Below are 20138 nucleotides of genomic sequence, written 5' to 3'. Positions count from 1 at the left end.
GCTTGAGCCTGCCATGGGCCGCTGGTGGTCTCAAGATCGGGGCAGGTCGAGGGCCTGGGCCAGCCAGGCGTTGGCCCGAGAGGTGAACCGGCGGCTGATGTCCGCTTTGAACGCCCAGCTCTCGAAGCCGTGCGGCGCGCCGGGTACGACGTCGACGGTGACGTCGACTCCGGCGGTGCGCAGGCGTTCGGCGTAGGTGAGGTTCTCGGCGTGGAACAGGTCGATGTCGCCGACGCCGATCCAGGTGGGCGGCAAGCCGGTGAGGTCGTCGCGGCGGGCGGGGACGGAGAAGTCGGGGGCGGTGGGGGCGCCGGGTTCGGCGTTCAGGTAACTGCGCCATCCGATGAGGTTGTTGCGGTTGTTCCAGATCCGGTGGCGTACGGCGTCCAGATCGCGGCGGGCGGCGGTGCGGTCGTCGAGCATCGGCGAGGACAGCCACTGCGCGACGGGAGCCGGGTGGTTCTCGGCCCACAGTCGCTGGGCCAGGCCGGCGGCCAGCCCGCCGCCCGCGCTCTGGCCGCCGAGCGCCACCCGGGCGGGGTCGACACCCAGTTCGGCGGCGTGCTTCTGCAGCCACATCCGCCCCTGGAAGCAGTCGTCGAGCGGTGCGGGGAAGGGGTGTTCGGGGGCGAGCCGGTAGTCGACCGAGACGACGGTGACACCCATGCGGGCGATGTCGATGTTGTGGCCCTCGTCGATACGGGGATGGCCGATGACGTACCCGCCGCCGTGGATCCACAGCAGGGCCGCCGGCGTCGGGTTCCTCAGCGGCTCGTACAGCCGCAGCGTCAGCTGTCCGTCCTTCATGTCCCGGACGCGCACGTCCTCCGAGACGGGGGGACGGGGAGTGGGCGTGGCGCGCAGCAGGCGCAGCATCGGGCGGCTGCCGATCGGCAACGGCGGGAAGAGTCTGGCCGCGCGGCGCAGTTCGGGGGCGATCAACGAGCTTTTCACGGGGGCTCCTTGGACATCGGTCGGCGTCAGACCGGGAATTCCACGCCGGTCAGCTCCTGCGAGACGGTCCACAGACGGCGCTGGAGGGCGGCGTCGTGGGACCGGTCGGTCGAGGTGACCACGATGGGATGGCCCTTCATCTGACGGAAGCCGCCGGGGCCGTAGTACTGGCTGCCCCGCACGTCCGGGTCGGTCGCGGCGCGGAGCGTGGGCAGCGCGCCCATGTCCGCGTCCTGGCTGCCGATCAGGTCGCTGACGAACATGAACGGGCGCATCCAGCCGGGCGTGTTGCGGGTCAGCTCGGTGTTCGAGACGCCGGGATGGCAGGCCACCGCGACCGTGTCGGTGCGGCCGTCGGTGAGCCGGCGGTCCAGCTCGTAGGTGAACAGCAGGTTCGCCAGCTTGGACCGGCAGTAGGCGGCCACGCGGTCGTACGACCGTTCCGAGCGCAGGTTGTCGAAGTCGATCTTCCCGGGCCGGTGCATGATGCTGCTGACGGTCACCACGCGGGATCCCGGCACCGGCAGCAGGTGCGGGAGCAGCAGCCCGGTGAGGGCGAAGTGGCCGAGGTGGTTGGTGCCGAAGTGCAGCTCGAACCCGTCGACGGTGGTCGCGTTCGGGGTGAACATCACTCCGGCGTTGTTGATCAGCAGGTCGATCCTCGGGTGGGCGGCGCGCAGTTGGTCCGCGGCGGCACGGACGGAGTCCAGCGACGACAGGTCGAGGTGCTGGACGGAGACGTCCGCGCCGGGTGTGGCGTCGGCGATCCGCGCGGCGGCCTGCTTGCCCTTGCCGACGTCGCGGACCGCCAGGACCACGGACGCGCCGCGTGCGGCGAGGACGTGCGCGGCCTCGAATCCGATGCCGGTGTTGGCGCCGGTCACGACCGCCACGCGCCCGCGCTGCGGGGGCACGTCGTCGGCCGACCACTTCTGGCTCATGGTTTCTCCTTGTGGGGGGTGCGTTTACGTGGGTGGGGGGCGGAACTCGCGAGATGGGGGGCGGGACTCGCGAGGTGCGGGACGGCGGCCTCAGCGGCCGGCCGGCCAGGTGATCGTCTTGTGCTCCAGGAACTCCGAGAGCCCGAAGGCGCCCGACTCCCGGCCGACACCGCTCTGCTTGTAGCCGCCGAACGGGGCGGCCAGGGACAGGGTGCCGCCGTTGACGTACACATAGCCGGTGCGCAGTCGCCGGGCGACCTCGACGGCACGGATCGCGTCGCCCGACCACACGCCGCCGGCGAGCCCGAAGTCGCTGTCGTTGGCGATGCGGACGGCCTCGTCCTGGTCGCGGAAGCGGATGAAGGCGCCGACCGGGCCGAAGATCTCCTTGCGGGCGAGGGACATCGCGTTGTCCACGTCGACGAAGAGCGTCGGCTCGACGAACCAGCCCTTCTCCAGACCGGCCGGGCGGCCCCCGCCGTGGACGATCCGCGCGCCCTCCTCGACGCCCGCCGCGATCGCGCGCTCGACCTTCTCGCGCTGGGCGGCGCTGATGAGCGGGCCCATCGCGACCGCGGGGTCGGCCGGGTCGCCGACGGGGATCATCGGCAGCATCGCCGTGACCCGGGCGAGGAGTTCGTCGTGGACGGAGTCGTGGACCAGCGTGCGGGTGAGCAGTGCGCAGCCCTGCCCGGCGTGGAGGGTGAAGTTCATGACCACGTCCATGGCGGCCCGGTCGAGGTCGGCGTCCTCGAAGACGAGGTTGGCGGACTTCCCGCCCAGCTCCAGGACCACCTTCTTCAGGGTGTCGGAGCCCTGGGCCATCACCTTGCGGCCCACCGCGTCGGAGCCGGTGAAGCTGACGGTGTCGACCATCGGGTTGCTCGTCAGCTCCTCACCGGCCGCGATGTCGCCGGTGACGATGTTCAGCACACCCGGGGGCAGCCCGGCCTCGTCCGCGATCTCACCGAAGACGAAGGCGGACAGCGGGGTCAGCGGCGAGGGCTTGAGCACCACGGTGTTGCCGGCGGCCAGCGCCGCACTGATCTTGCCGGCGTTGATCATGAGGGGGGCGTTGAAGGGGGTGATCAGGGCCGCCACACCGCGCGGCTCACGCACGATCACGCCCTGCCCGAGCGTCGGACCGGTCAGCGCCTGACCCGTCGTGGGCTGGATCGGCTCGGTGAACGGATACGACGGCAGCACCCGGCCCGCGATGTCCGAGAAGTGTTCGACGGCGAAGCCGACCTGCACCGCGTCGGCGAACGCACGCGGCGACCCCGTCTCGGCCACCGTCAGCTCGACGAGTTCCGCGCGCCGCCGCTCGATGACCGCCGTCATCCGCAGCAGCACGTCGCCGCGCTCCCTGGGCGTCATACGCGGCCACGGGCCCTCGTCGAAGGCGGTGCGGGCCGCCGTGACGGCGCGCACCACGTCCTTGACGGACGCCTGCGGGACGACGCCGATCCGCTCCTCGGTCGCCGGGTTGTGCACCGGCAAACGCTCGTCGCCCTCGCTGTCGACCCAGGCGCCGCCGATGTACAGGCGGTGGGTGAGCTCCGTGGCGGTCATGGCGGGCCTTCTTCCTCATGGTCGTGCCGGCTCGGCCTGACAGCGAATGTAACCAGTGGAAACAATGCTGTCAATGGAAACAATGCTGCCATCGGCAACATGACGGGATAGGATGGCGGGCATGTCACACCGCCCCTACCACCACGGAGACCTGCGCGCCGCCCTGCTGGCAGGCGCCGAACACGCGCTGGAGGAGAAGGGGTCCGCCGCCCTGTCACTGAGGGAGATCACCCGCGGGATCGGGGTCAGCCACACCGCGGCGGGCCGCCACTTCAAGGACAAGCAGGCCCTGCTCGACGCCCTCGCCACCAGCGGCTACGAACGGCTCACCCGGGCCCTGGAGGACGCCGACGACACGGACCTGCCGTTCCCGCGGCGCATCACCGCCCTCAACGGCGCCTATCTGCGGTTCGCGATCGAGAACATCGCACTGCTGGAACTGATGTTCACCCGCAAGCACAGCCCGGACGCGGACGAAGGACTGACGGCGGCCGTCGGGCGCTCCATGGCGTTCATGCGGGGTGTGATCAGCGAGGCCCAACGGCGCGGAGAGGTCATCGAGGGCGACCCCGACCAGGTCACCCTCCTGCCGGCCGCCGCCCTCCACGGAGTCGCCGCCTTCGTGGCCAACGGCACCCTCACACCACAGGGCGCCCTGGACCAGCTCGACCAGCTCGTCCACCACCTGCTGTACGGACTCACCCCGCGCTGACCGGACTCACCCCTCCCCGGCCGGACGCCCCCTGCAGCCCCTTCCTGGAATTACCGCAGGTCAGCGCACCCTTCCACGCGGCTTCAGCGGCACCGCGGGCAGGGTCGGGGCGGGCAGCGGGTCCCCGTCGTAGCCCTTCACCTCGCCGAAGCGGGTGCCCGTCATCCAGTCGCTGCGGGCCTGTTCGATCTCGGCCTGGGACCGCCCGATGAAGTTCCAGAACATGATCAGCTCCTCCTCGAAGGGCTCGCCGCCGAGGAGCATCAGGGAGGCGTTCGTGTCGGCCCGGAGGGGGAGGCCGGTGCGGCCGCAGCCGAGGTAGAGCATCGAGCCGGGGAGGACGGGGACGCCGTCGACGTGGGCCTCGCCGGACATCGCGAGGACGGCGTACTCGAAGTCGGGTTCGAGCGGCAGCCGCAGGTCGGCGCCGGCGGACAGCGTCAGGTCGGCGCCGACGATCGGGGTGAAGGTCGTCCCGGGCGAGGTCGCGCCGTCCAGGGAGCCGAGGACGAGCGTGGCGCTCAGCCCGGCGGCCGTGACCACGGGCAGCTCCGCGTGGTGCTCGAAGCGCGGATCGGTGTGCCGGTGACTGTCCGGCAGCGCCACCCAGAGCTGAGCGCCGTGCAGAAAGCGGGCGTGCGCCTTCGGGCTCTCCTCGGAGTGGCTGATGGCCCGCCCGGAGGTCATCAGACCCAGCTCGCGCGGGCGGATCGTCTGCAGGCTGCCGGTGGAGTCGCGGTGCAGCACCTCGCCCTGGTGCAGCCAGCTGACCGTCTGCAGGCCCATGTGCGGGTGCGGCGGCACCTGCATACCGGGCTCGTCGGCGATGTCGTCGGGACCGTAGTGATCGACGAAGGCCCAGGCGCCGACCATACGGCGGCCCAGGTTGGGCAGCAGACGCCGCACCTCGGTGGACTCGCCGAGCCGCACCCGGCGAGGGCTGAGAAGTTCACGCACCGGCTCGGCCACCACGAAGCCCCGGCCGCCGCACACCGCCGGCACCGCCTCGCGATCAAGATTGCTCATGCCTCACAACCTAGACCCGTCCGGTCCCCGCCGTCAGCCATCCCCTTCTCTCCGGAGGCGAGCCCGGAGGCAGGCCCGGAAGCGAGCCCAGAGGCAGGCCCAGCGGCAGGCTCGGAGGCGGTCCAGAGGCAAGTCCAGTGCCCCCTCGCCAATTAGTAGCCATGGCTATAGTAGCCATGTACGGTATCCACCATGAGTTCGGCGATCGAGGGCGCGACGCCCGGTTTCCTCGTCTGGCGGCTGTCCATGAAGTGGCGGGTCGCGGTCGACCGCGCGCTCGCCCCGCTGGGGCTGACGCACGCGCAGTACTCGCTGGTGGCGTCGCTGTACGGCATGCGGCGGGCCGGCCGGCGGCCGAGTCAGCGGCAGCTCGCGGACCACACCGGCCTGGAGGCCCTGTACGTCTCCAAGCTGGCCCGCGCCCTGGAGGCCTCGGGGCTCCTCGAACGGACCCGGGACCCCAGCGACCCCCGCGCCGTGCGGCTGGCGCTCACCGAGCAGGGGCGCGAGGTGACCCGGCGTGCGATCGAGGTCGTCCAGGGGCTGATGCACCAGCTGCTGGAGCCGCTCGGCGGCCTCGACGGTGCCCGGACCAAGGAGTTCGCACGCGAGTTGACCACCCTGCTCGACGTACCCCTCGCCCCGCCCACCGACCACGTACACGAACACGACAAGGACAAGGACAAGGAGCAGACATGACCACCACCGCACCCGCGCTCAACTCCCGGGTCATCGGCCTCGCCCACTACGCCGCCCGCGCCGTCCTGGAGAGCGTGCTGGCCGACTACGGGCTGACGTTCCAGCAGTCGGTGACCCTTCGGGTCGCCGCGACCGCCGGCGGACCGGTCGGGCGGGACGCGCTCGTCGGCGAGGTCGTCGGCTCGCTCAAGGCCGACGAGGCCGGCATACGCGCCGTCGTCGAGGAGTTGGTCGCCGCGAAGCTCGTGGAACCGGACCCGGAGCGGCCGTCGCTGCTCACGGTCACGGAGGCCGGACACGCGGCCCACGCGGGGTCCGCCGCCGCGACCGCGCCCGTCTCCGCCCGGATCTACGCGGGCATCCCCACCGAGGACCTGGTGGTCGCCGGGCGCGTGCTGACCCTGATCACCGAGCGGGCCGACGCGGAGCTGGCCGCCATGAAGTAGTGGAATATCCAACGGCTGGTGGGGGTTGTGGGCCGGCGAAGGAGGTCCCCAGTGGACACGACGTACTACGACCACGGAACAGCCGCCGAGCGCTGGGAGCGCGCCCGGATGTTCTTCGACGCCAAGGACTACGCCGCCGCCGCGCGCGTCCTCGGCCCGCTGGTCGAGGAGGTCCCGGAGCAGACCGGCCCCCGGCTGCTGCTGGCCCGCGCCTATTACCACTCGGCCCAACTGCGCCGCGCCGAGGCCGAGTTGCGGGTCCTCGTCGAGCGGGACCCGGTGGAGCACTACGCCCGGCTGATGCTGGGCCGCACGCTGGAGCGGCAGGCCCGGCACGACGAGGCGGAGTCCCATCTGCGGATCGCCTCGGCCCTCGCGGGCGACTTCGAGCGCCCGTAGGCGACGGCGAGACGAGGGCGGAAGGCGAGACGAGGGCGGAAGGCGAGGCGAAGGCGAGGCAAGGGCGAGGCGCGGCGGAGGCGAGGGCGCGCCGCCTCCGCCGCGCCGCGCGCCCTCGCCTCCGCTCCGCTCCGCGCCGATGCGCCATCGTCCGTGGCTACTTGGCCTCCGCCCGACCGCCGTACGACCTCTTCCCGCGTCGGTGCGCGATCTCGCCCAGGACGACGTCCACCGCGATGAACACGGCGAGCGGGATGCCGAGAAGCGGCACGAAGTAGCCGAGGACGGCGATGACGGCGAGGGCGGGGACCAGGATCTGCGGCGGTACGTGCTGCCAGGCGCCGCGCGGGATCGGGCGGCCGAAGGACGAGGCCCGGCCGCGCAGCCACCACATGCGGTAGCCCCAGAAGATCAGGACGACCAAGGAGGCCGCGAGGGCCATCAGGAGCAGCTGGTTGGCCAGGCCGAACAGGACACCGGTGTGGCCGTCGATGCCCCAGCGGGACAGCTTGGCGAGGACCGGGTAGTCGGCGAACCGGAGGGTGTCGGTGACCTCGGCACTCGCCGGGTCCACGGCGACGGCGTCCTGCTTGGTGGGCCAGCTGCGCTGGACCTGCCGTACGACGTACGTGGAGGCCGCGTCGGCCGGCGGCACGATCTCCACCGGGTCGCCGAGGCCCTCGGCGCGCGCGGCGGCGAGGATCTTGTCGAGGTCGCCCTCCGCCGGTGCGGCCCCTTCCTCCGCCGTACCGTCGCCGTGGCCGGCGTGGTCGCCCGCCGCGGCCGAGATGGCCGGGGTGGCCTGGTGCAGCTCGGTGCGCAGGACCTCGATGTTGGCGCCCGCGTACGTCGACCAGGTCAGGCCGGTCGCCGAGAGGAAGAAGAACCCGGCGGCGGCCCAGACGCCGACCGTGCCGTGCAGGCCGAGGGTGCGGCGACGGCCGGTGGTGCCGCGCACCTTGCGCTGGGTACGGCGGCGGGCGAACCAGAGCACGAGGCCGCCGGCCGAGATGACCCACAGCCAGCTGGCGGCGAGTTCGCTGTAGAGACGGCCGGTCTCGCCGAGCTGGAGGTTGGCGTGGAACTTGTCGATCCAGGTCCGCACGGGCAGCGCGCCGGTGGAGCCGTACTGCTCCAGCGCGCCGCGCACCTCCGCCGTGTACGGGTCGACGAACACGGCGAGCGTGTTGCCCTCGTCGATGCCCTCGACGCCGGTCAGCATCACCCGGGTCGTGGCGTCGTCCTCGGGCGAGGGGCGGACGGCGGAGATGGTGCCCTCGGGGTAGTCCAGGCGGGCGGCGGCGACCTGCTCGGAGATCGGCACCTTCTTGTCGCCGACCTCGGCGACGGTCGTCCGGTCCGCGTAGACGATCTTCTCGATCGAGAACGAGGCGGCGTACAGCCCGCCCGTCAGGGCGGCGACCAGCAGGAACGGGGCGACGAGGACGCCCGCGTAGAAGTGCAGCCGCAGGACGAGGGGCCGGAGGGAGGCCCAGCCCTTCGGAGTGCCGTCGGGCTTGGCGACGGGTTTCTGGGGCTCGTCCGTCTCGGTCGAGGGGGCGATGGTCATCGGCGGATGCTCCGGGATGGGGATGCGGGGACGTCGTGGCGGTTCAGTAGTCGGATCGTGCACGCGTCGAGTTCCCGGCACTTTGTGTGAGCTGGGTCACATCCCCGCGATGGTGGGGACGGGCGTCCGCGAGAGCCGCCTCGCGTCGCGGGGGCGCGGTTGGCATCCTGGCCCGATGGCTTCCGAACACCCGATGGCTTCTTCCGCGTCCGAGCGCGCCGAGTCCCGCCCCCTGAGCGACCGGGTGGAGGAACTCCTCGCGCACGAGGGGCCGCTGCCGATCGTCGCCGCGGGCGATCCGGTGCTGCGCCGCACCGCAGAGCCCTTCGACGGGCAGCTGGACCCGGGGCTGCTGGCCCGCTTCGTCGCCGCCCTGCGCGCCACCATGCACGCGGCACCCGGCGTGGGCCTGGCCGCACCCCAGGTCGGGGTGTCCCTGCGCATCGCGGTGATCGAGGACCCCGCGCCGGTACCGGAGGAGGTCCGGCTCGCCCGGGGCCGGGTGCCGCAGCCGTTCCGGGTCCTGGTCAATCCGGCGTACGAGGCCGTCGGGTCGTTCCGTGACCCGTTCTACGAGGGCTGTCTGAGCGTGCCCGGCTGGCAGGCCGTGGTGGCCCGGTACGCGAAGGTGCGGCTGCGGGCGCTCGACGAGCACGGGCGAGCGGTGGACGAGGAGTTCTCGGGGTGGCCCGCCCGGATCGTGCAGCACGAGACGGACCACCTGAACGGGACGCTCTACCTCGACCACGCCGAGCTGCGTTCGCTCTCCTCGAACCAGGCGATGGCCGACCGCTGGAACGACCCGACGCCGGCCAGGGCCGCCCGGGAGCTGGGCTTCCTGCTGCCCGACTGACGCCCCCGGCCGGCGCCGCCAGGACGGCCCGGTTCAGCCCCGGTACGCCTCCAGCAGCCGCAGCCAGATCTCGCTGATCGTCGGGTACGAGGGCACCGCGTGCCAGAGGCGGCCGATCGGGACCTCGGCGGCGACGGCGACGGTGGCGGAGTGGATCAGCTCGCCGACGGCGGGGCCGACGAAGGTGACACCGAGGAGGATCTCGCGGTCCAGGTCGACGATCATGCGGGCGCGGCCCTGGTAGCCGTCGGCGTACAGGCCCGCTCCCGCGACGGAGGAGAACTCCACGTCGACCGCGCGGACGCGGTGACCGGCCTGTTCGGCCTCGGCGAGGGAGAGACCGACGGCGGCGGCCTCGGGGTCGGTGAAGACGACCTGGGGGACGGCGGCGTGGTCGGCGGTGGCCGCGTGCGCGCCCCACGGGTCGCTCTCCAGGATCGGGACCCCGGCCGCGCGGGCGGCGATGGCGGCCCCGGCGATCCGGGCCTGGTACTTGCCCTGGTGGGTGAGGAGCGCCCGGTGGTTGACGTCCCCGACCCCGTACAGCCAGTCGCTGCCCGTCACCCGGAGGCTGTCGTCCACGGACAGCCAGGACCCGGACTCCAGGCCGACGGTGTCGAGGCCGATGTCGTCGGTGCGCGGGGCGCGGCCGGTGGCGAAGAGGATCTCGTCGGCCTCCAGCCGGTCGCCGGTGTCGGTGAGGGCCACCACGGTCCCGTTCTCCCGGGACACGGCCGTCACGGACCTACCCGTGCGGACGTCGGCGCCCGCCTCGACGAGGGCCTCGGCGACCAGTTCGCCGGCGAAGGGCTCCATCCGGGGCAGCAGGCCCTTGCCGCGGACGAGGAGGGTGACCTCGGAGCCGAGGGACCGCCAGGCGGTGGCCATCTCGACGGCGACGACACCGCCGCCGACGACGATCAGCCGGCCGGGGACCGCCTGTGCGCTGGTGGCCTCGCGGCTGGTCCACGGCTTGACCTGGGCCAGTCCCGGCAGGTCGGGCAGGAGGGCGCGGCTGCCGGTGGAGACGACCACCGCGTGCCGGGCGGTGAGGGTGCGGCGTCCGCCGTCGGGGGCGTCCACGACCACGCGGCGGCGCCCGGCGAGGCGGCCGTGGCCCCGGTAGAGGTCCGCCCCGATACTGTCCAGCCAGCCGATCTGGCCGTCGTCCTTCCAGTGGGAGGTCTCGTAGTCGCGGTGGGCGAGGACCGCGGTGGCGTCGAGGGGGCCCTCGACGAGGTGGCGCAGGCCGGGTACGCGGCGGGCGTCGGCGCGGGCGATCGCGGGGCGCAGCAGGGCCTTGCTGGGCATGCACGCCCAGTACGAGCACTCGCCGCCGACCAGTTCGCTCTCCACGACCGCGGTCGACAGCCCGGCCGCGCGGGTGCGGTCGGCGACGTTCTCCCCCACGGGTCCGGCACCGAGCACCACCACGTCGTACTCGGTCGTTGTGGCTTCCGCCGTGTCTTCGGTGTGTTCCGTATCCGTCATGGGGCCAGTCTGGTTGGTGGTGTGCGCCGTGGCCACACGGGTACGCGCGCGGAATAGGCCACCGTGGGGTGGCGTTGTGCGGAGCGGCTCGCCCGCGCACCGATACCAGGAAGAGGGATGCACGCCATGAGCAGCACCGTGGAGCTCACCAAGGAGAACTTCGACCGGACGGTCACCGAGAACGAGTTCGTGCTGATCGACTTCTGGGCGTCGTGGTGCGGGCCGTGCCGGCAGTTCGCCCCGGTCTACGAGAAGGCCGCCGACGACAACCCGGACCTGGTGTTCGGCAAGGTGGACACCGAGGCTCAGCCGGAGCTGGCGCAGGCCTTCGGTATCCAGTCGATCCCGACGCTGATGATCGTCCGTGACCAGGTCGCCGTGTTCGCGCAGCCGGGGGCGCTGCCCGAGGCCGCGCTGACCGATGTCATCGGGCAGGCCCGCAAGCTGGACATGGACGAGGTCCGCAAGGCCGTCGCCGAACAGCAGGCGCAGGTCGAGCAGAACGGTCAGTGAACCGGACGGTTCGTCAGGTCGGGGCCGGTCAGCTCGATTCGCGGTGGACGATCGTCGCGCCCAGCACGTCGTGGGTCATGGGGACCGACGCGGGGTCGCGCACCACACGGTCGACCAGTTCCGCGAGGTGCCGTCCGGACGGCAGTTCCAGGTGGACGGTGCTGAGCCGTGGCCGCAGCAGCCGGCCGAGCATCAGGTCGTCGGCCCCGACCACGGCCGTCTCCTCGGGGATGCCGATGCCCTCGTCCTGCAGTGCCCGCATCACCAGCATCGCGTACTCGTCGTTGTACGCGAACACCGCGTCCAGGCCGAGGGATCGCCAGTCGCGGGCGAGCCGCGCGGCGGCGGCCTCGTCGTAGGCGAGCGGCAGTTCCCTGACCGTGGCGTCCGTGCCCTGCACGGCGCGCCGTACGCCGGCCAGCCGGGGCAGGGAGAACACCCCGAAGCCGGGTTCCTCGGGCACGACGACACCGATACGGCGCCGGCCGCGCTCGACGAGGTGCCGGCCGGCGCTGTGGCCGACGCCCGCGTGGTCGAGGATCAGCGCGTGGGCGCCCTCGACGGGTTCGGGGGTGAGGGTGACGACGGCCTTGGCGCCGGAGCGCTTGAGGACGGCCACGCCCTGCGGGCCGAGGCCGACGCCGGGCATGATCACCGCGACCGGGCGCAGTTCGGCCCAGGCGCGGGCGGCGTCGTCGCCGCGCAGACCGAAGCCGCCGTGCTGCACGACCGTGTAGTCGAGGCGGCTGAGGGCCCATTGGATCTCGTTGATGAACTGGCTGTAGAGCGGGCCGATGGGCACGTTCGGGGTGGGCATCAGAACGAGGCGGCTGTGACCGGCGCGCAGGCTGCGGGCGGCCGCGTGGGGCACGTAGCCGAGTTCCTTGGCGGCCTCGTGGACCCGGCGGCGGGTGGGCTCGCTGATCCGGACCGCGCTGGTGTTGTTGAGGACGTAGCTGACCGTCGCGCGTGAGACACCCGCGAGTCGTGCCACATCGGCGCTCGTGGGCACGGATCGCTGCAGGGGCGAGGGCGGGGCGGGCTCTTTCGGTATCTGCACCATGAGGACGGCATCCTTGCAGAAGCGGTGAAGGTCGTTCCGGCCGGGGCACTACCGGCCATACGGTGGCTCGGGGTTCCGGTCACCGATCTTTGTGGCTGGGCAGTTTGGCGAATGTGTTCGAAATCTGTTCAACCCGGCGGCCATTTCACGCCATCTCCACCGACGTGCGCCCGTGCCGCCCGATCCGGGGCGTTCCGGCGGTGTGAAGAGTGGATCCGCTGGTCGGAACAGGCTGCCTGAACACGGTCACGTACGTGAGTGTGAACGCGTCCCCCGTTCCCGGGGCGGTGGGGCCCGGAACCTATGGCGTGAACTGTGTGTTCGATGTGGGTGCGAACCACCCGCCGGATGGCGGGCAACCACCGCCGTACGACGGTGTCCGCACGCCGTGCCGACGCGTTCATCATCACGGTACGAACCGTTGGCACGCGGCGCGGTGCGCACTGGACCGTGGACGCGGTACCCGCACGAGGAGAAGCCATGACCATGCCCCCGCCCCCGTTCGATCCGGAGCTCGCGGCCGCCCTGGAGGCGCTCAAGGACATGGTTCCGCGCGCACTGACCATGGACGACATCCCCGCGATGCGCCAGGGGCCGGGCATCGCGCTGCTGGCCCAGCTGGACCTGACCATGGACGGGTTCTTCGAGGTCGAGGACCGGCTGGTGCCGGGGCCCGCGGGCGAACCGGAGATCTCGCTGCTCATCTGCCGCCCGGCCGCCCCCGCGACGCCGGGGCCGCTGCCGGTGATCTACCACATCCACGGCGGCGGCATGATCGTCGGCAACAACCGGGTGGGCGTGGACGCGCCGCTGGCCTGGGCACGGGAGTTGGGCGCGGTCGTGGTGTCCGTGGAGTACCGCCTCGCTCCCGAACACCCGCATCCGGCACCCGTCGAGGACGTGTACGCGGGACTCGTGTGGACGGCTGAGCACGCGGGCGAGATCGGCGGTGACCCCGAGCGGATCGTGATCGTGGGAGCCAGTGCGGGCGGCGGGCTGGCCGCCGGGCTCGCGCTGCTCACGCGGGACCGCAAGGGGCCGCGGCCGATCGGGCAGATGCTGCTCTGCCCGATGCTGGACGACCGCAACGACACACCGTCCTCGCATCAGATGGCGGGGCGGGGAGTGTGGGACCGGACCGCCAACGAGACGGGGTGGACAGCCCTGTTGGGGGCGCGACGGGGTGGGGACGAGGTGTCCGAGTACGCGGCGGCGGCGCGGGCGGTGGATCTCACGGGGTTGCCGCCGGCGTTCCTCGACGTGGGGTCGGCGGAGACGTTCCGGGACGAGGTCGTGGCGTACGCGTCCCGGTTGTGGCAGGCGGGTGGGGTGGCCGAGCTGCATGTGTGGCCCGGCGGATTCCATGGGTTCGACGGGCTGGCGCCGCAGGCGGTGGTGTCCCGGGAGTGCCGGGGGGCGCATCTGCGGTGGATGCGTCGGCTGATCGGGGAGTAGGTGTCCGGGCGCCGATTTCGTCTGCGGGTGCGTGGGGCTTCTCGCGCAGTTCCCCGCGCCCCTTAAGAGCCTCCGGCCCTTTCGGGCCGAAAAGCAAGGGGCGCAGCCCCTGCTTTTCAGGGGCGCGGGGAACTGCGCGACCAGCCCCCACCGGGCCCGCGGCCGAACGCACGGTCGACCGGCGGAGCCATGACGCAAGATGGACGTATGAAAGAGCTCGCGGGGCGGCTGACCGCCGTGGATCCGGATGCGGGCGCGGCCGTACGGGTCATCGCGTACTTCGACACGCTCACCGAGGGCCGGGCCGGCCTGGAGGCGCTGGTGCGGGGCGCGGCCGTCCTGGCCGGCTGCCCCGCACGGCTCGTCGACACCGAGCGGCGCGTCCACGTCCGGGTGGAGCCCGACGGCCGGCGCCGCGACAGCGACCTCCCGCCGGACCCGGCCTGGCCCTGGGCCGGGCTCGTCCCGGACGGCGTGCCCGCGCTGTGGCTGGAGCGGGCCGCAGGCGCCGAGCCGAGCGTGGTGGACGCGGTCATCCTGGAGCGGGCCGCCGGTGCCCTCCGGCTGGTGCTGGACCGGACCCGGGGCCGGGCTCCCGTCTCCCCCGGCGACGACCCGGCGCTCGTGGAGACCGTCCTCGACGCCACCGCCTCCGAGCGGGCCCGTCTCCACGCCGCCCGGCGCCTCGGCCTCGACCCCGACGACCCCACGACCCTGGCCCGCGCCGTCGCCCCGCTGGGCGGCAGACCCCGCATCCTGCGCGTACGCCGGGAGCCAGGACCGGCACGCCCCGGGCAGGCGACCGAGCCCGCTGGTGGTGCCGGTGGGCGGGTCGGGGTCGGGCCCCCGGTGCCCGTGCTCCGGCTGCCCGGGTCGTGGCACGAGGCGCGGATCGCGTTGCGGTTCACCGCCGAGGGCGGCGCACGGGATCCCGGTGAGCGGGTGGTGTACGCCGACGAGCTGGGCGGGCTCGCCCTCCTCGCCGAACTGATCGCTCCCGGTGCCGAACCGCCGCCTGACGTACGGGACTTGGAGCGGGCCGCGGCCGACGCGCCCTGGATGCTCGCCACGCTGTACGCGGTCGCCTCGACGGCCAGCCTGCGGGCGGCGGCCACCGGCGTCACCGTCCACCACTCCACCCTCCAGGACCGGCTGACCCACGCGGAGGCCCTCCTCGGCTGGCCGGTCCGCACGCCCCAGGGCCGGCTGCGCCTCCATCTGGCGCTCACCATGCGGAACTTGGCACGCGGCTGAGCAAGCGCGCGCTGCGAGGGTCCGGCCGTCGGCTCACCCGGAGCAAGCCCGGCCCACGCCTCCACCCCGCCCCGCCACCCCCGTCACTCACCCTTACGCCACCACGAATCGCCGCGCCCGTCAGGCACGTTGTCCGCGCTGTACCGTCCCGCGCGTACGGACGTTACCGTTCGGTAGAAATCCTGCTTCCGGAGGTGTTCCGTATGGGTGTCGACCGTGCGCCGGGTCTCGTGGAGTGCGCTCGCGCGCTGGCCGCCGGGGAGGTGACGTCGCGGGCGCTCGTGGAGGCGACGCTCGGCCGGATCGAGGCGAGCCAGGGGACGGTGAACGCGTTCCGGCGGGTCCGGGCCGAGGCGGCGCTCGTGGAGGCGGACGCGGCGGACAGGGAACTGGCGGAGGGCGGACGGCGGCCCCTGCTGGGCGTGCCGGTGGCCGTGAAGGACGACATGGACGTGGCGGGCGAACCGACCGCGTTCGGCTGCCAGGGCGAGTTCCCGTCGCTGCCGGAGGACGGCGAGGCCGTACGGCGGCTGCGCGCGGCCGGGGCGATCGTGGTCGGCAAGACCAACACCTGCGAGCTGGGGCAGTGGCCGTTCACGGAAGGGCCCGCCTTCGGCGCCACCCGGAATCCCTGGCACCCGGACCACACCCCCGGCGGCTCCTCCGGCGGATCGGCGGCGGCCGTCGCAGCGGGGCTCGTACCGGCCGCGCTCGGCTCGGACGGCGCCGGGTCGGTCCGTATTCCGGCCTCCTGGACGCATCTCATCGGCATCAAGCCGCAGCGCGGCCGGATCTCGACCTGGCCGCACGCGGAGTCCTTCCAGGGCATCACCGTCAACGGCACCCTCGCCCGCACGGTCGCCGACGCCGCCCTCCTGCTGGACGCGGCGAGCGGCAACCACGAGGGCGATCTGCACCGGCCCCTCCCCGTCGACGCCTCCGAGGCGGTCGGCAGGGACCCGGGGCGGCTCAGGATCGCGCTGTCTTTGAAGCCGCCGTTCACCGCGCTGCCCGCCCGGCTCGACCCCCGCGTGGAGGAGCGGGTGCGGGCCCTCGCGGAGCGGCTCGCCGCGCTCGGGCACGCCGTGGAGGAGGCGGAACCCCGGTACGGGCGGATCGGGCTGACCTTCGTCCCGCGCGCCACCGCCGGTATCGCCGAACGGGTCGGCGCCATCACCGAGCAGAGCCTCCTCGACCGGCGCACCCTCGACGCCGCCCGCCTCGGCCGACTGCTCGGCGGGGCACCCCTGCGGCTGGCCCGCCGTGCGGAGGGCACCCTGCACCGGCGCATCGGCGCGCTCTTCGGGTCGTACGACGTGCTGCTGGCGCCGACGACCGCCGCTCCCCCGCCGCGCGTCGGGGCCATGCTGAACCTCGGCGGCCTCGGCACCGACCGCGCGATGATCGCGGCCTGCCCGTACGCCTGGCCGTGGAACGTGCTGGGCTGGCCCGGGGTGAACGTCCCGGCGGGGTTCGTGGACGACGGGCTGCCGGTGGGCGCGCAGTTGCTCGGCCCGGCGAACAGCGAACCCCTATTGCTGTCGCTTGCCGCGCAGTTGGAGGCGGACCAGCGCTGGCACGAGCTGTGGCCGCCGGAACGGGAGACCGCGGACGTGCCCGTCGTGTGAGCGGGTTCGGTGATCGCCATGTGACCCGTACGCTGTGACCATGGACGAAGCGTCGATGGTCGGGCTGATGGGACGGGTGACCGGTGCGGTCGGTCCCGGGCTCGTCGGCGAGGTGATCGTCCGGGTGCGGGGCGGCGCCGAGCACTTTCTCGCGTACCCCGCCTCCGCGAAGGACCGCATCGAGCCGGGAACGCTCGTGATGGTGATCGAGTATCTGCCGCCGCGCACGGTCTATGTCTCGGCGGCGTACGACAGTTGACGGCCCGTCGGGTCCTTCGTCCGCCGTGTGTCGGCCTTCCGCCACCGGTTGGCATCAGGACTGCAACAACGCTCCCCAGGGACCTGTACCGCCGCCGGACCACGCGGGACACTCCCGACGTTCGGTGCCGAAAGGGCACCTGGCCTAGGGGGGTGTGCCGATGTTCATCGGCATCATCGCGGGGGCGACCGCAGCGGTCGCTCTGGTACTGATCGCTCTGTTCAAGCTCATGTGGCGTGTCGCCGAGCCGAACGAGGCCCTGATCATCTCCGGCTCCAAGCACAAGATGGAGGGCCTGACCGAGGGCATGAACTTCCGTATCGTCACCGGGCGCGGCACCCTCGTGCTGCCCGGTATGCAGGCGGTGCGCAAACTGTCGCTCGATCTCAACCAGACCGAACTGGCCGTGGAGTGCGTGACCTTCCAGGGCATTCCGCTGAAGATCCGGGGCGTCGTCATCTTCAAGGTGGGCGACGACTTCGTGTCCATCGCCAACGCGGCCCGCCGCTTCCTCGGCCAGCAGAAGCGGGTCTCGGAGCGGGTGCACAACGTGTTCGCCGGTCATCTCCGGTCCATCGTGGGCGGGTTGACGGTCGAGGACATGATCCGGGACCGCGAGAAGCTGACCGGGCAGACCCGGGCCGCGTGCGGTACGGAGATGGAGAAGCTGGGTCTGATCGTCGACTCGTTGCAGATCCACGAGATCGAGGACCCGACCGGCTACATCAAGAACCTGGCCATGCCGCACGCGGCGGCCGTCCAGCGGGACGCCCGGATCGCGCAGGCCGAGGCCAACCGGCTCGCCACCGAGGCCGAGCAGCAGGCCGCCGCGCGGATGGCGGAGGCCACCCGCGACAGCGAGATCCTCCAGGCCGGCTACCAGGCCGAACGGGACAACGCCTCGGCGAAGGCCAAGCAGGCAGGGCCGCTCGCCGAGGCCGCCGCGCTGCAGGAGGTCGTCGTCCAGGAGACCCGGGTCGCGGAGCTGGCGGCGGCCCGGCGCGAACAGCAGCTCCAGGCGGACGTCCGCAAGCCGGCCGACGCCAAGGCCTACGAGAAACGGACGCTCGCCGAGGCCGAGCGCGACGCCCGTATCTCCGCCGCGCAGGCCAAGGCCAAGGAGACCGAACTCGCGGCAGCCGCCGAGGCGACCGCGACGCAGGTCACCGGTGAGGCCGAGGCCGCCGCCCGGCAGGCCAAGGGGCTCGCCGCCGCCGAGGCCACACGGGCGAAGGGGCTCGCGGAGGCCGAGGGGATCAAGGCGCGGAGCGCGGCGCTGGCGGAGAACCAGGAGGCGGTGATCGCGCAGCAACTGGCCGAACGGTGGCCGGAGATCGTGCAGGCGGGGGCGTCCGCGTTCGGGAACGTCGACAACATGGTGCTGCTCAACGGGGCGGACGGGATGGCGGACATGTTCGCCAAGGCGCTCACGATGGGTGGGACCGGGTTGGGGCTGGCCCGGCAGTTGTTGTCGTCCATGAACGGGGGGCCTGCCGGCGGCTCGGCGGGGCTCAACGGGGTGCCTGTGGAGAAGGGCACTGTGGAGAAGGTGCAGGTCGACAAGGAGTCGTAGCGCCGTAGCTTCGGCTGTGAGTGGACGGCTGCGGGTTGTACGTGGCTGGTCGCGCAGTTCCCCGCGCCCCTACCGGGGGCGCGGGTCGCGGCTGCGGCTAGCGTGAGCGCGTGACTTCCTTTGCCGAGCAGGATGTGCCGGGGCGCTACGGGCCCACCGCCACCACCGAAGCCGAGCCTCGTGATGTCGGGCGGGTGCGTACCGAGTACGCGCCCGCGCATGACGGGGATCCCGATCCCGGGGAGATCGTGTGGACCTGGGTGCCCTTCGAGGAGAACGACGGGCGGGGGAAGGACCGGCCCGTGCTCGTCGTGGCGCGGGAGGCGCAAGGGACGCTGCTCGCCGTGCAGTTGTCCAGCAAGCGGCATGACGGGGACCGGGAGTGGGTGCCGATCGGGAGCGGGCCGTGGGACCGGTCGGGGCGGGACTCGTGGGTGGATGTGGACCGGGTGCTGCGGCTGCATGAGGCGGGGATGCGGCGGGAGGCGTGCGCGCTCGACCGGATGCGGTTCAACTCCGTTGTGCGGCGGTTGCGGGAACGGTATGGGTGGCGATAGGTCGTCGGCCGGGTGCGGGTTGTTTGTGGCTGGTCGCGCAGTTCCCCGCGCCCCTAGAGGGGCGCGGCCGCCGCGAACTCTCGTTCGAAGGCACCCCTGGTCGTCGCGCCCTTCGTGCGGTCCAGCACCGCGAACACCACGTGGGTGAACGTGCCCTCGAAGCGGCCGCCGTCCGTGAGCAGCTCGCGGAAGGCCGTCGCCACCTGGGTCGGGTCGTTGCCGAAGACTCCGCAGCCCCAGGCGCCCAGGACCAGGCGGCGGTAGCCGTTCGCCGTGGCCGTCTCCAGGACGCGTTCCGCGCGGGTGGCGAGGGCGCGGGGCAGGTCCGGTGTGCGCTCCGGTGCCGTACGGCGGACGACCGAGGCGTTCGGGGCCGGTGAGGTCAGGAAGCCGGCCGTGTACGGGGTGTCGAGGAGGGTGCCGCGGTCGTCCCGGAAGACGGGGACGGCGGGTGAGTGGATGACACGGTCCGTGTAGAACGGGTCGCGGTGGGTGCGGTGGTGGTCGTAGAAGGCGGGGGCCTCGCGGACACAGGTGTAGAGCGCGGAGGCCCGGCAGAGGGCCTCCTCCTGGGCCTGGGCGCCGTTCAGATAGCCGCCGCCGGGGTTGCGGGCGGAGGAGAAGTTGAGGACGGCCACGGGGGTGGTGCCGGTGGCCGTCAGGCGGTGGGCCGCCTCCAGGCTGCTCTCGCCCGTGACCTCGACGGTGACCTCGACGGTCGAGCGGACGGGGGCGACCTCGGGGATCCGCACCGGGGCCGGGCCGTAGAGGCGGGTGCCGGCCCGGGCGGCGGCCACCTCGGCCGCGAGGGACACCTCGTGGCCGGCGGGTGCGCGATAGCGTCCGGCCGCGACGATCTCCTCGGTCTCGCGTGCGATCCCCCGTAGGCGCGCGCTCATCGCGGCACCCCCGTACCCGTGGCGCGCGTCGCCCGCGCGATCTCCCCCGTCGTGCTCATGGGCGCATCCTGGGTGATGCTGGTGGGTGTCCGCAACGGAGTTTTCTCCTCGCGTGAATGGCCCGGTACAGGTCCGGGAAGGCGTGCCTGAAGTTCCCGCAAACAGAGATCGTCGATGCGCATCCGGTCCGCATTGCCACGATGTGCCCCCTTGTGCGGAAGCGGTACGAGGGTTTTGGGTGGGACGAGTGCCCGCCCGACGAGATCGGCATCTC

At 72.6% G+C, this 20138-nt stretch carries 20 protein-coding genes; 12 read left to right on the top strand and 8 right to left on the bottom strand.

Annotation, left to right across the window (positions count from 1 at the left end; all coding sequences use genetic code 11):
- Nucleotides 1–30: 30 nt before the first annotated feature.
- The 3 genes from ACZ7MG_RS24940 to ACZ7MG_RS24930 form a co-directional block, all read right to left on the bottom strand.
- The gene (locus ACZ7MG_RS24940; RefSeq protein ID WP_471380643.1) at nt 31–954 is read right to left on the bottom strand and encodes an alpha/beta hydrolase; all 924 of its coding nucleotides are present in this window, start codon (nt 952–954) and stop codon (nt 31–33) included.
- Between the two features lie 26 nt (nt 955–980).
- Nucleotides 981–1895: an SDR family NAD(P)-dependent oxidoreductase gene (locus ACZ7MG_RS24935; protein WP_471380642.1), complete on the bottom strand. Its 915-nt coding sequence runs from the start codon at nt 1893–1895 to the stop codon at nt 981–983.
- Nucleotides 1896–1985: 90 nt separating this feature from the next.
- A complete protein-coding gene (locus ACZ7MG_RS24930; protein ID WP_471380640.1) occupies nt 1986–3467 on the bottom strand; it encodes an aldehyde dehydrogenase family protein in 1482 nt (493 codons plus the stop codon).
- Nucleotides 3468–3588: 121 nt separating this feature from the next.
- Here ACZ7MG_RS24930 and ACZ7MG_RS24925 point away from each other — a divergent pair, with 121 nt between their 5' ends.
- Entirely contained in the window at nt 3589–4179 is a 591-nt protein-coding gene (locus ACZ7MG_RS24925; protein ID WP_471380639.1) for a TetR/AcrR family transcriptional regulator, read from the top strand.
- A 60-nt stretch (nt 4180–4239) separates the two neighbouring features.
- Here ACZ7MG_RS24925 and ACZ7MG_RS24920 read toward each other — a convergent pair whose 3' ends face one another.
- Entirely contained in the window at nt 4240–5205 is a 966-nt protein-coding gene (locus tag ACZ7MG_RS24920) for a pirin family protein (RefSeq protein ID WP_471380638.1), read from the bottom strand.
- A gap of 192 nt (nt 5206–5397) precedes the next feature.
- On the opposite strand from ACZ7MG_RS24920, the gene ACZ7MG_RS24915 reads away from it, so the two are divergent.
- From ACZ7MG_RS24915 to ACZ7MG_RS24905, 3 genes are read left to right on the top strand one after another with little or no spacing between them, the layout of a single operon-like run.
- Nucleotides 5398–5904, top strand: a complete 507-nt coding sequence (locus ACZ7MG_RS24915) for a MarR family winged helix-turn-helix transcriptional regulator (protein ID WP_471380637.1) — start codon at nt 5398–5400, stop codon at nt 5902–5904.
- Nucleotides 5901–6350 carry a MarR family transcriptional regulator gene (locus ACZ7MG_RS24910; protein ID WP_471380636.1) on the top strand — a complete coding sequence of 150 codons (450 nt, stop codon included), beginning with the start codon at nt 5901–5903 and terminating at the stop codon, nt 6348–6350. The genes ACZ7MG_RS24915 and ACZ7MG_RS24910 overlap by 4 nt, the downstream gene beginning before the upstream one ends.
- 51 nt (nt 6351–6401) lie before the next feature.
- Nucleotides 6402–6749: a tetratricopeptide repeat protein gene (locus ACZ7MG_RS24905; protein WP_471380635.1), complete on the top strand. Its 348-nt coding sequence runs from the start codon at nt 6402–6404 to the stop codon at nt 6747–6749.
- A gap of 157 nt (nt 6750–6906) precedes the next feature.
- Here the strand turns inward: ACZ7MG_RS24905 and ACZ7MG_RS24900 are convergent, their stop codons facing one another.
- Complete coding sequence (locus ACZ7MG_RS24900) at nt 6907–8319, bottom strand: PepSY-associated TM helix domain-containing protein (protein WP_471380633.1); 1413 nt, start codon at nt 8317–8319, stop codon at nt 6907–6909.
- A 175-nt stretch (nt 8320–8494) separates the two neighbouring features.
- On the opposite strand from ACZ7MG_RS24900, the gene ACZ7MG_RS24895 reads away from it, so the two are divergent.
- The gene (locus ACZ7MG_RS24895; protein ID WP_471380632.1) at nt 8495–9172 is read left to right on the top strand and encodes a peptide deformylase; all 678 of its coding nucleotides are present in this window, start codon (nt 8495–8497) and stop codon (nt 9170–9172) included.
- Nucleotides 9173–9205: 33 nt separating this feature from the next.
- On the opposite strand, the gene ACZ7MG_RS24890 is transcribed toward ACZ7MG_RS24895, so the two are convergent.
- A complete protein-coding gene (locus tag ACZ7MG_RS24890; protein WP_471380631.1) occupies nt 9206–10663 on the bottom strand; it encodes a dihydrolipoyl dehydrogenase family protein in 1458 nt (485 codons plus the stop codon).
- 126 nt (nt 10664–10789) lie between these two features.
- On the opposite strand from ACZ7MG_RS24890, the gene trxA reads away from it, so the two are divergent.
- The gene (trxA, locus tag ACZ7MG_RS24885) at nt 10790–11176 is read left to right on the top strand and encodes a thioredoxin (protein WP_028796869.1); all 387 of its coding nucleotides are present in this window, start codon (nt 10790–10792) and stop codon (nt 11174–11176) included.
- 28 nt (nt 11177–11204) lie between these two features.
- Here trxA and ACZ7MG_RS24880 read toward each other — a convergent pair whose 3' ends face one another.
- A complete protein-coding gene (locus tag ACZ7MG_RS24880; protein WP_471380630.1) occupies nt 11205–12239 on the bottom strand; it encodes a LacI family DNA-binding transcriptional regulator in 1035 nt (344 codons plus the stop codon).
- A 480-nt stretch (nt 12240–12719) separates the two neighbouring features.
- Between ACZ7MG_RS24880 and ACZ7MG_RS24875 the strand changes: the two genes are divergently transcribed.
- The 6 genes from ACZ7MG_RS24875 (at nt 12720) to ACZ7MG_RS24850 (ending at nt 18965) form a co-directional block, all read left to right on the top strand.
- A complete protein-coding gene (locus ACZ7MG_RS24875) occupies nt 12720–13694 on the top strand; it encodes an alpha/beta hydrolase (RefSeq protein WP_471380628.1) in 975 nt (324 codons plus the stop codon).
- Nucleotides 13695–13901: 207 nt separating this feature from the next.
- Complete coding sequence (locus tag ACZ7MG_RS24870) at nt 13902–14948, top strand: helix-turn-helix domain-containing protein (RefSeq protein WP_471380626.1); 1047 nt, start codon at nt 13902–13904, stop codon at nt 14946–14948.
- 203 nt (nt 14949–15151) lie between these two features.
- On the top strand, nt 15152–16576 hold the full coding sequence (locus ACZ7MG_RS24865; RefSeq protein WP_471380624.1) for an amidase: 1425 nt from the start codon (nt 15152–15154) through the stop codon (nt 16574–16576).
- 34 nt (nt 16577–16610) lie between these two features.
- Nucleotides 16611–16835, top strand: coding sequence for a hypothetical protein (locus tag ACZ7MG_RS24860; RefSeq protein WP_055513823.1), 225 nt, complete (start codon nt 16611–16613; stop codon nt 16833–16835).
- A 160-nt stretch (nt 16836–16995) separates the two neighbouring features.
- Entirely contained in the window at nt 16996–18408 is a 1413-nt protein-coding gene (locus tag ACZ7MG_RS24855; protein WP_471380623.1) for a flotillin family protein, read from the top strand.
- Nucleotides 18409–18518: 110 nt separating this feature from the next.
- The gene (locus ACZ7MG_RS24850; protein WP_471380622.1) at nt 18519–18965 is read left to right on the top strand and encodes a type II toxin-antitoxin system PemK/MazF family toxin; all 447 of its coding nucleotides are present in this window, start codon (nt 18519–18521) and stop codon (nt 18963–18965) included.
- A gap of 53 nt (nt 18966–19018) precedes the next feature.
- Here the strand turns inward: ACZ7MG_RS24850 and ACZ7MG_RS24845 are convergent, their stop codons facing one another.
- Nucleotides 19019–19864 carry a TIGR02452 family protein gene (locus tag ACZ7MG_RS24845; protein ID WP_471380620.1) on the bottom strand — a complete coding sequence of 282 codons (846 nt, stop codon included), beginning with the start codon at nt 19862–19864 and terminating at the stop codon, nt 19019–19021.
- Nucleotides 19865–20138: the final 274 nt, after the last annotated feature.

This window comes from Streptomyces sp. NPDC107538 (genome assembly GCF_055657445.1).
This window is presented reverse-complemented; position numbering and strand designations above follow the sequence as displayed.